Source organism: Streptomyces sp. CGMCC 4.7035, from assembly GCF_031583065.1.
GTDB classification, from domain to species: Bacteria; Actinomycetota; Actinomycetes; order Streptomycetales; family Streptomycetaceae; genus Streptomyces; species Streptomyces yaanensis.
The window spans coordinates 298758-312989 of record NZ_CP134053.1; the positions used below are offsets into that span (position 1 = coordinate 298758).

At 71.7% G+C, this 14232-nt stretch carries 11 protein-coding genes and 1 pseudogene; 9 read left to right on the top strand and 3 right to left on the bottom strand.

Going from position 1 to position 14232, the window contains the following annotated elements:
- Positions 1–26: 26 nt before the first annotated feature.
- Together Q2K21_RS01290 and Q2K21_RS01295 are read left to right on the top strand one after the other, a co-directional pair.
- Positions 27–2378: a serine/threonine-protein kinase gene (locus Q2K21_RS01290; protein ID WP_310763195.1), complete on the top strand. Its 2352-nt coding sequence runs from the start codon at positions 27–29 to the stop codon at positions 2376–2378.
- Between the two features lie 88 nt (positions 2379–2466).
- Complete coding sequence (locus Q2K21_RS01295) at positions 2467–4002, top strand: substrate-binding domain-containing protein (protein ID WP_310763196.1); 1536 nt, start codon at positions 2467–2469, stop codon at positions 4000–4002.
- A 96-nt stretch (positions 4003–4098) separates the two neighbouring features.
- Here the strand turns inward: Q2K21_RS01295 and Q2K21_RS01300 are convergent, their stop codons facing one another.
- The gene (locus Q2K21_RS01300) at positions 4099–4839 is read right to left on the bottom strand and encodes an SLATT domain-containing protein (RefSeq protein ID WP_310763197.1); all 741 of its coding nucleotides are present in this window, start codon (positions 4837–4839) and stop codon (positions 4099–4101) included.
- Positions 4840–5207: 368 nt separating this feature from the next.
- Between Q2K21_RS01300 and Q2K21_RS01305 the strand changes: the two genes are divergently transcribed.
- The 3 genes from Q2K21_RS01305 to Q2K21_RS01315 all read left to right on the top strand — a co-directional run bounded on the left by Q2K21_RS01305 (position 5208) and on the right by Q2K21_RS01315 (position 6904).
- Positions 5208–5546, top strand: a complete 339-nt coding sequence (locus tag Q2K21_RS01305) for a YbaB/EbfC family nucleoid-associated protein (RefSeq protein WP_310763198.1) — start codon at positions 5208–5210, stop codon at positions 5544–5546.
- 106 nt (positions 5547–5652) lie between these two features.
- A complete protein-coding gene (gene recR / locus Q2K21_RS01310; protein ID WP_310763199.1) occupies positions 5653–6252 on the top strand; it encodes a recombination mediator RecR in 600 nt (199 codons plus the stop codon).
- Positions 6245–6904 carry a DUF5063 domain-containing protein gene (locus tag Q2K21_RS01315; protein WP_310763200.1) on the top strand — a complete coding sequence of 220 codons (660 nt, stop codon included), beginning with the start codon at positions 6245–6247 and terminating at the stop codon, positions 6902–6904. The genes recR and Q2K21_RS01315 overlap by 8 nt, the downstream gene beginning before the upstream one ends.
- On the opposite strand, the gene Q2K21_RS01320 is transcribed toward Q2K21_RS01315, so the two are convergent.
- Positions 6897–7631 carry a sulfite exporter TauE/SafE family protein gene (locus Q2K21_RS01320; RefSeq protein WP_310763201.1) on the bottom strand — a complete coding sequence of 245 codons (735 nt, stop codon included), beginning with the start codon at positions 7629–7631 and terminating at the stop codon, positions 6897–6899. The two genes, Q2K21_RS01315 and Q2K21_RS01320, sit on opposite strands and share 8 nt — an antisense overlap.
- A gap of 448 nt (positions 7632–8079) precedes the next feature.
- Here Q2K21_RS01320 and Q2K21_RS01325 point away from each other — a divergent pair, with 448 nt between their 5' ends.
- The 4 genes from Q2K21_RS01325 (at position 8080) to Q2K21_RS01340 (ending at position 13023) form a co-directional block, all read left to right on the top strand.
- Positions 8080–9372, top strand: a complete 1293-nt coding sequence (locus Q2K21_RS01325; RefSeq protein ID WP_310763202.1) for an aspartate kinase — start codon at positions 8080–8082, stop codon at positions 9370–9372.
- 100 nt (positions 9373–9472) lie between these two features.
- On the top strand, positions 9473–10540 hold the full coding sequence (locus tag Q2K21_RS01330; RefSeq protein ID WP_310763203.1) for an aspartate-semialdehyde dehydrogenase: 1068 nt from the start codon (positions 9473–9475) through the stop codon (positions 10538–10540).
- A gap of 480 nt (positions 10541–11020) precedes the next feature.
- Entirely contained in the window at positions 11021–11596 is a 576-nt protein-coding gene (locus Q2K21_RS01335; RefSeq protein WP_386275945.1) for a SigE family RNA polymerase sigma factor, read from the top strand.
- The gene (locus Q2K21_RS01340; RefSeq protein WP_310763206.1) at positions 11593–13023 is read left to right on the top strand and encodes a hypothetical protein; all 1431 of its coding nucleotides are present in this window, start codon (positions 11593–11595) and stop codon (positions 13021–13023) included. The genes Q2K21_RS01335 and Q2K21_RS01340 overlap by 4 nt, the downstream gene beginning before the upstream one ends.
- A 405-nt stretch (positions 13024–13428) precedes the next feature.
- Here Q2K21_RS01340 and Q2K21_RS01345 read toward each other — a convergent pair.
- Positions 13429–14196, bottom strand: a pseudogene (locus Q2K21_RS01345) (SURF1 family protein); the annotation flags it as partial.
- Positions 14197–14232: the final 36 nt, after the last annotated feature.

Here is a 14232-nt window from a genome sequence, read left to right on the forward strand (position 1 = left end):
CACTCAGGGGGGAAGGTGACGCGGCGATGGAGAAGCTGGGGGACGGGGATCCGCTGGGGGGCTCCCGGGGCTCGGTGCTCCGCGGGAGTGCCGGCGCCTATCGGCTGCTCGCGCGGCTCGGGGCCGGTGGCATGGGGAACGTGTATCTGGCCCGGTCCGACCGGGGCCGTACCGTCGCCGTGAAACTCGTCCGGCGGGAGCTGGCCGAGCAGGAGGAGTTCCGGGCCCGCTTCCGGCAGGAGGTGCAGGCCGCACAGCGGGTCGGCGGGTACTGGACCACGCCCGTTCTCGACGCCGACACCGAGGCCGACGTCCCCTGGGTCGCCACCGGGTACGTCGCCGGACCCACCCTCCAGACCGTCGTCTCGCACGACCACGGCCCCCTGCCGGAGCGGTCCGTGCGCGTCCTGGCCGCCGGACTCGCCCACGCCCTCCTGGACATCCATGCCGCCGGGCTCATCCACCGCGACCTGAAGCCCTCCAACGTCCTCGTGACCATCGACGGACCGCGGGTCATCGACTTCGGTATCGCACGCGCCCTGGAGACCGTCACCGGAGCCGGGCTCACGCGCGCGGGCGCGCTCGTGGGGTCGCCGGGGTTCATGGCGCCCGAGCAGGTGCGCGGCGACCGCGTCACGCCCGCGTGCGACGTCTTCTGCCTGGGGTCCGTCCTCGCGTACGCCGCCACGGGCGCCCTTCCCTTCGGCACCGCCGGCAGTGGGGTGCACGCGCTGATGTTCCGCATCGCGCAGGAGGAGCCCGACCTGGTGGGCGTGCCCGAGAGCCTCGCCGACCTCGTACGCGAGTGCCTGCGCAAGGACCCGGCCGCACGGCCCACGCCGGCGCAGATCCTGGAGCGGACCGGTGCCGAGGACACGGTCTTGGGCGGCCGGACCCGGGACCCCTGGCTGCCGAGCGCCCTGGTCGCCCAACTCGGGCGCCATGCCGTGCGGTTGCTGGATGCGGAGGATCCGGAGGAGGCAGCGCAGGCGGCGGACTCGGGGCGCCTGAGGGGGGAGGACGGGAGCAGCGGGGTCACCGCGGCCGGCGGGGCAGCTGCGGGTGGCGCGGGCGCCGCGGGTGCTGCGAACAGTGGGGGCGCGGCGAATGCTGCGGGCGTCGCGAACAGTGGGGGCGTCGCCGCGAGCAGTGGGGGCGTCGCGAATGCTGCGGGCGTCGCGAACAGTGGGGGCGTCGCCGCGAACAGTGGGGGCGTCGCGAATGCTGCGGGCGTCGCGAACAGTGCGGGCGTCGCCGCGAACAGTGGGGGCGTCGCGAATGCTGCGGGTGCCGCGAGCCAGGCGGTCCCAGTGGGCGGAGGCGGAGCTGGGGCCGGTGCGGGTGGGGATGTTTCGGGGACGCGCCGGGCGTCGGTTCCGGGCGCTCCGGGGGTGGCTGGTGTGCCGGGTACGCAGGTTCCGGGGGTGGCTGGTGTGCCGGCAGCGGCGGCGTCCGGGGTGCCCGAAGTCTCTCCCGAGCACGCCCCCGCCCCCGACGCGCGGGACGGCACTGCCCTGCCTCCGGCCGGGCAGCCCACCGTCTTCGGCCGGCTGCCGACGCAGGTCGTTCCCCCGGGCCCGACGCCCCCGCACGCGCACCCCGCCTACGGCTATCCGCAGCAGCACCCCCAGCAACCGGCGTACGGCCATCCGCAGAACGCGGGAGGCTGGGGCGACGCGCCGACTCCGGGCCACGGCCCCGCCGTCGGCCCCACACCGCCGTACGGGCCGCCCCCGTACGGATCGTCGGCCTCGTACGGCCCACCCCCCTACGGCGACCCGGGCCGGCCGGAACCCCAGCGGCGAAGCGGCCGCTCCACGGCCGCGCTGATCGTCGTCGCCCTGGTCGTCGCGCTCGGGGCCGGCGGTTCGGTGTACGCGCTGATGCGGGGCGACGGGACGGGGACGGGCGACGACGGCGCGCCGTCGCACACCTCCGCCGCGCCCACGACCCCCGGTCCGAGCACGTCCGCGCCCTCCACCTCGGCCTCCGCGAGCCCGACCTCGCAGTCGCCCGCCGCCGGGGCCGTCCCCGCGGACTACCTGGGCACCTGGACCGCCGTCATCGACAACTCCAGCGGGCACAACACCCGCCGCCTGGTCATCCAGCAGGGTGAAGTGGGCGACGCCGTACTCTCCTTGACGGCGGACGGACCGGCCGGCAGCGGCACGTACCACTGCGTCTTCCAGGCGAAACTGAAGGAACGGCCCACGTCCGGCGGCCCGTTGGAGGTCGGTTCGTCCAAAGTCACGGTCGGCGAACCGGCGTCGTCCTGCAGCCCGGGCGCGGCGACGGAACTGACGATCCTTCCGGACGGCCGCCTCAAGCGCGTGAGCACCGACAGCGGCGAGTCATTGACGTACGAGAAGGAGGGCTGAACTCCCGCTGAACTTCCCCCCACGGGTCCGGTATGTCCCTTCGGCGGGCCGTACCGTGTCCGCACCGTCGGCTCGGGGGAGTGGCCCAGTGAAGTGGCTGAGCGCGGAGAACGTCGTGGCCGTGGCGACCGCGGTGCTCGGTATCGCGGCGTCGGCGGGGATGGCCTGGTACGAGCGCAGGGTGCCGCGGCGCAAGAGGATCGGGTACCGCGTCCAGATGGACAACCCGATCGGCGACAACGTGCGCTCGGGCCGGGCCAACGTACGGCTCGGCTGGTTCGACGAGGCGTCCGGCATGGCCGACGCCACGTTCGTCCTGCTGCGCATCGAGAACGACGGCTCGCAGAGCATCGTCGACAACGACTACACGGGACGTGAACTCCACGGCCTGACCGCGGTGTTCACCGACCGCACGGTCCGTGGGGTGTCGGTCACGCAGCCGGCCGGCACCGACCACCTCATGGACCACTTCACACCCGCGGCCGGTTTCGGCTACGAGGACAACACGCTGCGCATCCCGCGCGTCCCGCTCAACCGCGGCGACCACTTCAAGCTGCTGGTGCTGCTGTCGGGCGGCGACGTGGGCAGCGGGATCCGGCTCATCGGCGGCATCCGCGACGGTGAGGTGCGCCCCAACCGCAGCACGACCCCGGACGACAAGCCGCCCCTGTTCAGCCGCGCGTCACGGATGATCACCGTGCTGCTGACGGTCTGCGTGGTCACGCTGGCCACGATCGTGGTGGTGCGGGACGACACCCGTCCGCCCATGGGCTGTGAGAAGGGCGCGCTCACGGTCACCGGGTCGACGGCGTTCGCCCCGGTGATGCGGGAGCTGGCGAAGAAGTACGAGAAGGACTGCGCGGGTTCCACGATCACGGTGGACGCGCACGGCAGTACGTCGGGGGTGCGCGAGCTCGCCGCCACGGGCCAGCAGTCGGCGAAGGGCTCCCCGCCGGTGGTCGCCCTCTCCGACGGACCCAAGCCCGAAGGCCTGCCCCAACTGCGGGAGAACCGGGTGGCGGTGTCGCTCTTCACGCTGGTGATCAACAAGGACGTCCCGCTCACCAACCTGTCGCTCGTGGACGTGCGCCGCCTCTACACGGGCCGGATCACGAACTGGAAGCAGCTCGGTGGCCCCGACCGTCCGGTCCTGCTGGTCAGCCGCGACGCAAACTCGGGTACCCGGCAGGTCTTCCAGCGCCGGGTCCTGGGCCGCGGCGAGATCGCCAACTCATCCCTGGACTGCGTCCACAAGGACGACGTGACGGCCCCGGTCGTCCGCTGCGAACTCGACTCCACCGACCAGGTGCTGAACACGGTCGCCAAGCTGCCCGGCGCGATCGGCTACAGCGAACTCAACCTCGCCTCCGGCCACCCGGACCTGCGCCTGCCGGCCCTCGACGGCCACCGCCCGTCCGTCGAGGAGCTCGAACACGGGAGAACCGACTACCCGTACCGCGAGATCGAGTACGCCTACACCTACGGCCAGCCACCCGCGGACTCCCTCGCCTCCAGCTTCCTCACCTACATCAGCCGCGGCAACGGCCAGGACGTCATCCGAACCCACGGCCACCTGCCATGCGGCACCCCGGTAGGCCTGAAAACCTGCGCCGAGAATTCATAGCTGCGGGCAGTCGTGCCTCCCCCAGTGCCTTAAGGGCCTGGGGGGACCCCCCAGGGCGGCGCCCACCGGTGAAACCCCGGCCACCACCACCCTTGGCTACCGAGCCTCCGGCGGGCGCTGCCGAGGCATATTGGGCCGAGCCCCCGCCGGCGGCCCGAACCTCCCCGGCCCCACCCCCTCCGCCCGCGGCGCAACCACCCCCACCGACTGGATCACCAGCGGCGTGGACCCCCTCCGGAACTCCACCATCCAGTCCGCCGTCTCCGCCCGCACCAGCTCCGTCACGTCCTCCGAGAACCGCCGCAACACCGAAAGGCACCGCTCCGCCGCCTCCCCCGCGGTCCCCTCCGTCGGCCCCAGCACCTCCCGCACGCTCTCCGTCGCCCAGTCGAACTGCAGCGCCTGCAGCCGCCGCTGCACGGCCTGCGCGGTCGCCACGTCCCTTATCCACCCGGACGTCACCCCGAAGAACCGGTCCCCGGCCACACACGCCACCGCCAGCAGCAGCGACAGATACGCCCACGGCGTGATGCCGCCCGTCGCCCCGGTCAGATCGAGCAGTGGCAGTGCGGCCCCGCAGACCACCCCGACCACCGCGCCCACCCGCAGCGCCCGTGCCGTCCGTCGCTTCCACACCCGGTCCGCGAGATACCAGGCCGCTGTCTCCAGTGCTCTGCGCTCCACCCACCGGTACAGCTCGTCGAGCCGCTCCGCGGGCTGCCCCCAGTCGCCGTGCGGGAACGGCAGTCCCGTGAGGTCGCCCGGCCGCAGCCCCGCCGTACCGTCGCCCCACCCGTCCTGGAGCGGACCCTCGGGCTGCATCTCCGGCTGACTCACCCGGCACTCCCTACGTACGGCTATGACGTTCCGCGATGCACACTCCGCGGTGCGCGCCACCTGACCGTGCACGCTCCGCGACGCATTGGTGACGCATGGTGCTGAAGCGCCGCACCCTTCCTACCGCCCAATGGGTGGCGAGGGCCCGGGTTTCGTCGCTTTTCCGCCCGGAAGTGGGTCTTGGTCAGGTATAAGACGGCGATCAAACTCACTCGAAAGAGTGCCGTCGCGAGTCCGTTCTGCGTCCAGACGGACTACCGGAGCGATCGCCCGGGTGACCACGTAGGCTCGTGCCAGGCGGCGAACCCCGCCCTGACAGCCGTACGAAAACCCTGACAGCCGTACCCGTACGAAACCAGGAGCTGATCGTGATTCCCGGTGGTGGCCAGCCCAATATGCAGCAGTTGCTCCAGCAGGCCCAGAAGATGCAGCAGGACCTCGCGAAGGCGCAGGAGGAGCTGGCGCGGACCGAGGTCGAGGGTCAGGCGGGCGGCGGCCTGGTCAAGGCCACGGTCACGGGCGCCGGCGAGCTGCGCGCCCTCGTGATCGACCCGAAGGCGGTGGACCCGGAGGACACGGAGACCCTCGCCGACCTGATCGTCGCGGCCGTCCAGGCGGCCAACGAGAACGCGCAGAACCTCCAGCAGCAGAAGCTCGGCCCGCTGGCCCAGGGCCTCGGCGGCGGCATCCCCGGCCTGCCGTTCTGAGTCCATCTGCCCGTCCCTTCTAAGAAAGGCGCGGGCCAACTACCGTACGTACCAAGAAACCGAGCCCGGCTACGGTACGTACCGAAGCTTCAGGAAAGGCAGTCCGTTGTACGAAGGCGTGGTCCAGGACCTCATCGACGAGCTGGGGCGGCTGCCCGGCGTCGGTCCCAAGAGCGCGCAGCGGATCGCCTTCCACATCCTGCAGGCCGAGCCGACCGACGTCCGCCGTCTCGCTCAGGCCCTGCTGGAGGTCAAGGCGAAGGTCCGATTCTGCGCGACGTGCGGCAACGTCGCGCAGGAGGAACTGTGCGGCATCTGCCGGGACGCGCGCCGCGACCCGTCGGTGATCTGCGTGGTGGAGGAGCCGAAGGACGTCGTCGCGATCGAGCGCACCCGCGAGTTCCGCGGCCGCTACCACGTCCTGGGCGGCGCCATCAGCCCGATCGAGGGGGTGGGTCCGGACGACCTGCGCATCAGGGAACTGCTCGCGCGGCTGGCCGACGGCGCGGTCACCGAACTGATCCTGGCCACGGACCCGAATCTGGAGGGCGAGGCCACGGCCACGTACCTCGCCCGCATGATCAAGCCCATGGGCCTCAAGGTCACCCGCCTGGCCAGCGGCCTCCCGGTGGGTGGCGACCTGGAATACGCGGACGAGGTCACCCTCGGCCGCGCCTTCGAGGGGAGACGACTCCTAGATGTCTGACGCCACGCTGCACTCCACGACGCAGGACCCGGACGACTTCGCGGTCCAGATCGCGGACCAGATCGAGAGCTTCCTGGTCGCCGTCACGGAGGTCGCGAAGGGCGACGAGCCGGACTCGGCTGTTCCCTTCCTCCTGCTGGAGGTCTCCCAGCTGCTTCTGGCAGGCGGCCGCCTCGGCGCGCACGAGGACATCGTCCCGGACGAGCGTTACGAGCCGGACCCGGGCCCGGAGCCGGACGTGGACGAACTGCGCGAACGTCTTGCCGTCATGCTGGACCCGGTCGACGTCTACTCGGAGGTCTTCGACCCGTACGAGCCGCGCAAGGCGCCGGTCCCGGCCCGTATCTCCGACGACTTGGCGGACGTCATCGCGGACCTGCGCCACGGCATGGCCCACTACCGCGCCGGCCGCACCACGGAGGCGCTGTGGTGGTGGCAGTTCTCGTACTTCTCCAACTGGGGCTCGACGGCGTCCGCGACGCTCCGCGCACTCCAGTCCCTGGTCGCGCACGTCCGCCTGAACCAGCCCCTGGAGGAACTCGACGGCCTCGACACCGACCAGGGCCTCGGCGACGAGGCCCTCGAATTCGAGGCCGGCAGGGTGATGGCCCAGGAGATCGCGGGTCCGCTGGGCCTGCGTCCGGTCAAGTAAGCCCGGCGAGCCCCTTCCCGAGGGTGCTCAGGCCTCCGGCGAGCGCGAGCAGCAGTACGAGGACCCGGGCGCGCCTGTCGGGCACGCGCCCGGCGAGGGCCCGGCCGACCAGCGCGCCGACGGCCAGGGCGGCGACGGCCAGGGCCCAGACGGCCGGGGCGAGCCGGGGCGCCCCGTTGGACGCGACGGACACGGCGTTGACCACGATCCCGTAGAACTGCGCGTTGGGCACGAACTCCCGCACGCTCCACTCGGCGTTGAGTGCGTACAGGGAGACGGGCGGCCCGCCGACCCCGGCGGCGGAGTTCATGAACCCGCCGAGCCCTCCGGCGACGACGGCCCCGCGGCCCCCGCGCAGGGCGGCCACCCGCACCCCCCGCATGACGAGCACCACGGCCACGGTCACCAGCGCGCCCATGCAGGCCAGCAGCGCGGGCGCCGGCAGCTGCCGGGCCACCCAGGTCCCGGCGGGCACGGTGATCACGGCGGCGACGCACAACGGCACCATCACCGTCACCCGCACCCGCCGCCACCTGTCGGCGATCCCGACGACGCTGATGGCCCCGGCGGCGCAGTTGGCGAGCACGACGCCCTCGGCGGGCCCGAGCAACAGCACGAGCGCGGGCACGGCGACGAGCGCGAACCCCATCCCGGTGAGCCACTGCACACACCCGCCGAGCAGCACGATCCCGGCCAGCAACAAGTCCCCCGCCAACCCACCCGTCATGGGTCGGCATCCTCGTCGCGCGGGCGGGCAAGATCAATGGGGCCGCGAGCCGTCCAACGGTGATAGCGCCGCCGTCCGGCGAGACCTCCAGGGTCATCGTCTTCCACCAGGAGTACGCGCACGGACGCACTTAGTGCTCGAAACTTGATTCACAGGCTTCCTCCTGTGACACGCGGCACGTTTCCGAGTACCCGGCGCGCGCCGGGGCAGATTCGGTGCCGGAGCGGCCGAGTTCCACGGCGGAGGGCGGCGGTGAAAGCCGCGCCGAAAATCGGCGTATGTTCGCCGTACGTCGTTGTACGTGCGAAGAAAACCGGGTGATCCCAGAGTGAGCGGGACATCTCACCATGCGGTATCCCGGAAGGGAATTTCGGCCGCTCGATAGACTGAGCCGACCGCACTGCACATGCGCAGGCGCGGAAAGAGACGGACTGAGCGAGGAGCGCACGTGGGCCTTGTCGTGCAGAAGTACGGAGGCTCCTCCGTTGCCGATGCCGAGGGCATCAAGCGCGTCGCCAAGCGGATCGTGGAAGCGAAGAAGAACGGCAACCAGGTGGTTGTCGTCGTTTCCGCGATGGGCGACACGACGGACGAGCTGATCGATCTCGCCGAGCAGGTATCCCCGATGCCTGCGGGGCGTGAGTTCGACATGCTGCTGACCGCCGGAGAGCGGATCTCCATGGCCCTGCTGGCCATGGCGATCAAAAACCTGGGCCACGAGGCCCAGTCCTTCACCGGCAGCCAGGCAGGCGTCATCACCGACTCGGTCCACAACAAAGCCCGGATCATCGACGTCACGCCGGGACGCATCCGGACCGCGCTGGACGAGGGCAATATCGCGATCGTCGCCGGTTTCCAGGGCGTCAGCCAGGACAAGAAGGACATCACGACCCTGGGTCGCGGCGGGTCCGACACGACCGCCGTGGCGCTGGCCGCCGCGCTCGACGCCGAGGTGTGCGAGATCTACACCGACGTCGACGGCGTGTTCACCGCCGACCCGCGCGTGGTGAAGAAGGCCCGGAAGATCGACTGGATCTCCTTCGAGGACATGCTGGAGCTGGCCTCGTCCGGGTCGAAGGTGCTGCTCCACCGCTGCGTGGAGTACGCGCGCCGCTACAACATCCCGATCCACGTCCGCTCCTCCTTCAGCGGGTTGCAGGGCACGTGGGTCAGCAGCGAGCCAGTCGCTCAAAAGACACAGCAGCAAGGGGAAAAGACGGTGGAGCAGGCCATCATCTCCGGTGTCGCGCACGACACCTCCGAGGCCAAGATCACGGTCGTCGGCGTGCCGGACAAGCCGGGCGAGGCCGCCTCGATCTTCCGCGCCATCGCCGACGCCGAGATCAACATCGACATGGTCGTGCAGAACGTGTCGGCCGCGTCGACCGGCCTCACGGACATCTCCTTCACGCTCCCCAAGACCGAGGGGCGCAAGGCGATCGACGCCCTGGAGAAGGGCAAGTCCGCGATCGGCTTCGACTCGCTGCGCTACGACGACCAGATCGGCAAGATCTCGCTCGTCGGCGCGGGCATGAAGACGAACCCGGGCGTCACGGCGTCCTTCTTCGAGGCACTGAGCGACGCGGGCGTGAACATCGAGCTGATCTCGACCTCCGAGATCCGTATCTCGGTGGTGACGCGTGCGGACGACGTGCCGGAGGCGGTCCGAGCGGTGCACACCGCGTTCGGCCTGGACTCCGAGAGCGACGAGGCCGTCGTCTACGGAGGCACCGGGCGATGACCGGCCTCCCCTGTGGGGGCAGCGTGCGTACGGGCCTCTCGCCGCGGGGTGAGGCCCGTCGGGGCCTCACGTTCAGGGGTACGGCCCGTACGGAGCGCCGATGACGGCGCGGACCGGTAGGCCGACGCTCGCGGTCGTGGGAGCGACCGGGGCCGTCGGCACGGTCATGCTCCAGATCCTGTCCCAGCACGCGGACATCTGGGGCGAGATCCGTCTGATCGCCTCACCGCGCTCGGCCGGCCGCAAGCTGACCGTGCGCGGCGAGGAGGTCGAGGTCATGGCGCTCGGCGAGGAGGCGCTGTCCGGCGTCGACGTGGCGATGTTCGACGTACCGGACGAGATCGCGGAGCAGTGGGCGCCGATCGCTGCCGCCAAGGGCGCGATCGTGGTGGACAACTCGGGTGCGTTCCGGATGGACCCCGAAGTCCCCCTGGTCGTACCGGAGGTCAACCCGCATGCCGCCCGGGTGCGTCCGCGCGGCATCATCGCCAACCCCAACTGCACGACCCTCTCGATGATCGTGGCCCTCGGCGCGCTGCACGCCGAGTTCGGACTGCGCGAACTGGTCGTCTCCTCCTACCAGGCCGTGAGCGGCGCGGGACGCGCGGGCATCGACACGCTGCGGCAGCAGTTGTCGCTCGTCGCGGGCACGGAGCTGGGGACGAATCCCGGTGACGTACGGCGTGCGGTCGGCGACAACACGGGGCCGTTCCCGGAGCCGGTCGCGCTGAACGTCGTGCCGTGGGCCGGTTCGCTGCGCGAGGACGGGTGGTCCTCGGAGGAGATGAAGGTCCGCGACGAGTCCCGCAAGATCCTGGGGCTGCCGGAGCTGCGGGTGGCCGTCACCTGTGTGCGTGTGCCGGTGGTCACGACGCATTCGCTGACCGTCCATGCCCGCTTCGAGGGCGAGGTCACCGTCGACCACGCCCGCGAGATCCTCGACACCGCTCCCGGCGTCGTCCTCTTCGACAACCCGGCGGCGGGCGAATTCCCCACACCGGCCGACGTGGTGGGCACCGACCCGACCTGGGTGGGCCGGGTGCGCCGCGCCCTGGACGATCCGACCGCGCTCGAACTCTTCGTCTGCGGCGACAATCTGCGCAAGGGCGCGGCCTTGAACACGGCGCAGATCGCGGAGTTGGTGGCGAGGGAGCTGCGGGCGTCGTAGGGCGCAGCATGCAGGTTCTCCGCCGGTGGGTTCCACCGGCGGAGAAAGCGCTGGCCGTCGGCTGAATCGTTTGTAGGATCTACGAAGGTTCGGTGGGTTGGATTGCTGGTCCATACCACTTGAATCGAAGCCTCTCGGCGTTCGAAGATTTTCCTCCCCGCCCCGCAACCACGCGCCGGGCGGGGAGCGTCTTTGCGGTCGCCCTTCGGGGGGCCGGCACCACCACACATGGGGCATAAGGGAAGAGCTGGTACGCATGAGGGCACTTGACGCGCGGTCCGGTGCGCTGCGCGGCGCACGACAGGACGCGCAGACGGATGTGCTGCCTGACGCAAAGGCAATGCCTGTCGCGTACAACCCTGGCGGGGGGAAGCGTGTCCAACTGGCGTGGCAGAGGTACTCGAATTCACCGCGGTACGCACGAGGGGTGTGGCCCTTCGTCCGCCCCGCCGCCCCAGCATGGCCGGCGCGCCCGGCGGCATGCCGGTGATCGCCCCCGTGCCCACAGCGCGGCCCGCCCGCATACCGAACCAGCGCGACGGCGCTGACGAGACGATGGCCGCCGGTACGACGGTCGACCATCTGACCGAGACCTACCGCGTCCACTACCGCTCCCTCCTGGGCCTCGCGGCGCTCCTCCTCGACGACACCGCGTCCTGCGAGGACGTCGTCCAGGAGGCGTTCATCCGCGTCCACTCGGCGCGCAAGCGCGTCCGCGACCCGGAGAAGACGCTCGCGTACCTCCGCCAGACCGTCGTCAACCTTTCGCGTTCGGCGTTGCGCCGCCGCATCCTCGGACTGAAGCTGCTTTCCAAGCCCATGCCGGACATGGCCAGCGCGGAGGAAGGCGCGTACGACCAGCTGGAGCGCGACTCCCTGATCAGGGCGATGAAGGGCCTGCAGCGCCGCCAGCGCGAGGTCCTGGTGCTGCGCTACTTCGCGGACATGACCGAGGCGCAGGTCGCGGAGACGCTGGGCATCTCGCTGGGGTCGGTGAAGGCGTACGGCTCGCGCGGCATAGCGGCGCTGCGGGTCGCCATGGGGGCCTCGGCATGAGCGAGTACGACGAGCGGCGCGGCGCCTCCTGGGGCCGCGACTCCCACGACCGACACGAGCCCTACGAGTGGCACGAGCCGACAGACCGGCCGGAGCCCCATGAGGACGAGCAAGAGCAGCATGCTGGGAACGGAACTGTGAACCACCGCCCCGAGGACCAGGGTCGGCACGAGGCCGGACCGGACCACGCCGATCCCGCCGCGGACACCGCCGCCGGCTTCGACGGCAACGCGTACGGCCCGGACGCGGGCGGCTTGGGTGCGGGCGGCGCGGACGGGTTGGGCGCGGAAGGCTTGGACGCGGGGCGCGACCGGCTTGTCGCGGCGCTCGAAGCGCTCGGCCGGAGCGGCTCCGGAGCCGACGGCCGAGGCCCGGACTTCCGGGCGCCCGGTGCCGGGCCCGACGAACCCGGAGCGGCGCCGGACGGATTCGGCTCCGACGAACTGGCGCTGCGGCGGATGCTGCACGAGGCCGTGCGTGACATCGAGCCGCGCGACGGCACCCTGGAGCACCTTCGGCGCGCGGTGCCCGCCCGGCGGGCCCGTAAGCGGCAGGCCCTGGTCGGCATGGCGGCCGCCGCGCTGTTCATCGGCACGGCGATCCCGGCCCTCGTCCATGTCTCGAACGCCACCGGGCCCAACGCCGACCCGTCCATCGCCGGTCAGGCCTCGCAGGCCCAGGGCGGTGCGAACCAGGGCAAGAACCCGGACGGCGGCTCCAACGGCTCGGCCGGTTCCCCCGGCGCGTCCAAGGACAAGGGCACGGGCGGCCAGAAGGGCCAGGAGGGCAAGGGCAAGGACGCGAGCAGCGGGGCCACCGGCGGGGCCGACCCGACGGCCTCCGCACCGAGCGTCCCCGCGTGTACGGCGGCACAGCTCGGCGGCGCGACCGCGACCGCGGGCGCCCCGGACTCGGCCGGCACGGTCTACGGCACGTTCCACGTCACCAACATCTCCGCCACGAGCTGTACCGTCTCGGACGGCGGCAGTGTCTCAGCGGTCGCTCAGGGCGCCGCGGACGCGGCCAAGATCAGTGTGGTGAACCATGCCGCGGGCGACGCGGCCACCGGCCTGCCCGATCCCTCCCAGGAAGTCACCTCCCTGGTGCTCAAGCCCGGGGCCGCGTACGAGGTCAAGTTCGCGTGGGTCCCGTCGGAGACCTGCCCCACCACGGGCAGCGGCAACGGCGGCACCGGCGGCGCGTCCCCGGACCCGACCCCCACGGCGAGCCCCAGCGAGAACAGCGGCGCGAGCACGGAGGGCAGCGGCACGTCACCCCAGCTGGTGACGGAGGACGGCGTGTCCGACGGCAGCGTGGCGGTCTCCCACACCGCGGCGACCGGCTCGACGGCCTCCACCACGACCATCTCCAACGCGTGCGCGGGCACGGTCTATCGCACGGGGATCCTGACGGCCCCCGTATCCTGAGCCGCCCGGCGCGGTTCTCGGGCACGGCGGCACGGCGGCACGGCGGCACGGCGGCACGGCGCACGGCGTCGGCCTTCCCTGGCGCGGCGGCTCAGCGCGCGGCCTCGCCCTTTCCCGCGGCGGCTCGGCGCGTGGCCGGGTCAGGCCTTGGCCTACGCCCTTGGCCTACGCCTGGCTCTCGACGGCCGTAGTCCGGCCTTCGGCGGCCTCCTGTAGGCCCTTGGCCGAACCTTCGCCGCCGTTGGCCGAGCCCTCGCCGAGGCTGGCCGAGCCCTCGCCGCCGTTGGCTGAAGACCCACCGCTGGCCGAGCCCTCGCCGCCGTTGGCTGAAGACCCACCGCTGGCCGAGCCCTCGCCGCCGTTGGCCGAAGACCCGCCGCTGGCCGAAGCGTCGTCGGCCGAAGACGCGCCGTCCGGCGTCACGAGACCCAGTTCCGCGTCCCGGGCGTACTCCACCTCGCGTCGCAGCAGCCGGAACCACATGAAGACCGTGAAGCCCGCGAAGACGAACCACTCACCGGTGTAGCCCAGGTTCTGGAACGCCTTCAGGTCCAGCCCGGTCCCCTGAGGCGCCGTCGCCGGTACCGCCTTCATCCCGCTGTCGGCCTTGTCGAGAGTGACCCACGCGTCGTACACGTCGTACGGCACCAGGTTCACCAGCGAGGCCGAGCTGATCGCCGCGGTGTGGCCGGCCGGCAGCCCGCCGCCCGCGCCCACCCCGTTCGCCCCCGGGCTCTCCGACGCCTGAAGCGCGCCCATGACGGTGACCTCGCCGGTCGGTGCGGCCGGAGCCTTTGAGGGGTCCGCGTCACCCGGCAGCCAGCCCCGCACCACCGGCAGCGCCTTGCCCCCGTCGGTGCGCAGCATGGTCAGCACGTAGAACCCGTGCTTCCCGTCCAGCTCCCGGTCCGGCACCAGCAACTGCTTGCCGTACCGCCCGGTGGCCGTGGCCCGCTTCCCGGACGTCTTCTTGTCCACCGGCAGCAGCTCGGCCAGTGGCCGGGCCGCTTGCTTCTTGTCCGCCGTGGCCTGCTCGCTCACCGCCCGCTGGTCCTGCACCCGGTCCTCGAACCGGCTCAACTGCCACGACCCCATGAAGACGCAGAAGGGGATGGCCAGCAGCACGAAGACGTTGATTCCCCACCAGCGGGGCGTCAGCAGAAACCGGTACACGCCCTCAACGGTACGGTGCCGCTTCCGCGGACCCGC

Coding starts and splice junctions, on each gene's coding strand:
- Q2K21_RS01340 (WP_310763206.1), top strand. CDS start 11,593: ATGAGCGAGTACGACGAGCGGCGCGGCGCCTCCTGGGGCCGCGACTCC.
- Q2K21_RS01335 (WP_386275945.1), top strand. CDS start 11,021: ATGCCGGTGATCGCCCCCGTGCCCACAGCGCGGCCCGCCCGCATACCG.
- Q2K21_RS01330 (WP_310763203.1), top strand. CDS start 9,473: ATGACGGCGCGGACCGGTAGGCCGACGCTCGCGGTCGTGGGAGCGACC.
- Q2K21_RS01315 (WP_310763200.1), top strand. CDS start 6,245: ATGTCTGACGCCACGCTGCACTCCACGACGCAGGACCCGGACGACTTC.
- Q2K21_RS01290 (WP_310763195.1), top strand. CDS start 27: ATGGAGAAGCTGGGGGACGGGGATCCGCTGGGGGGCTCCCGGGGCTCG.
- Q2K21_RS01320 (WP_310763201.1), bottom strand. CDS start 7,631: ATGACGGGTGGGTTGGCGGGGGACTTGTTGCTGGCCGGGATCGTGCTG.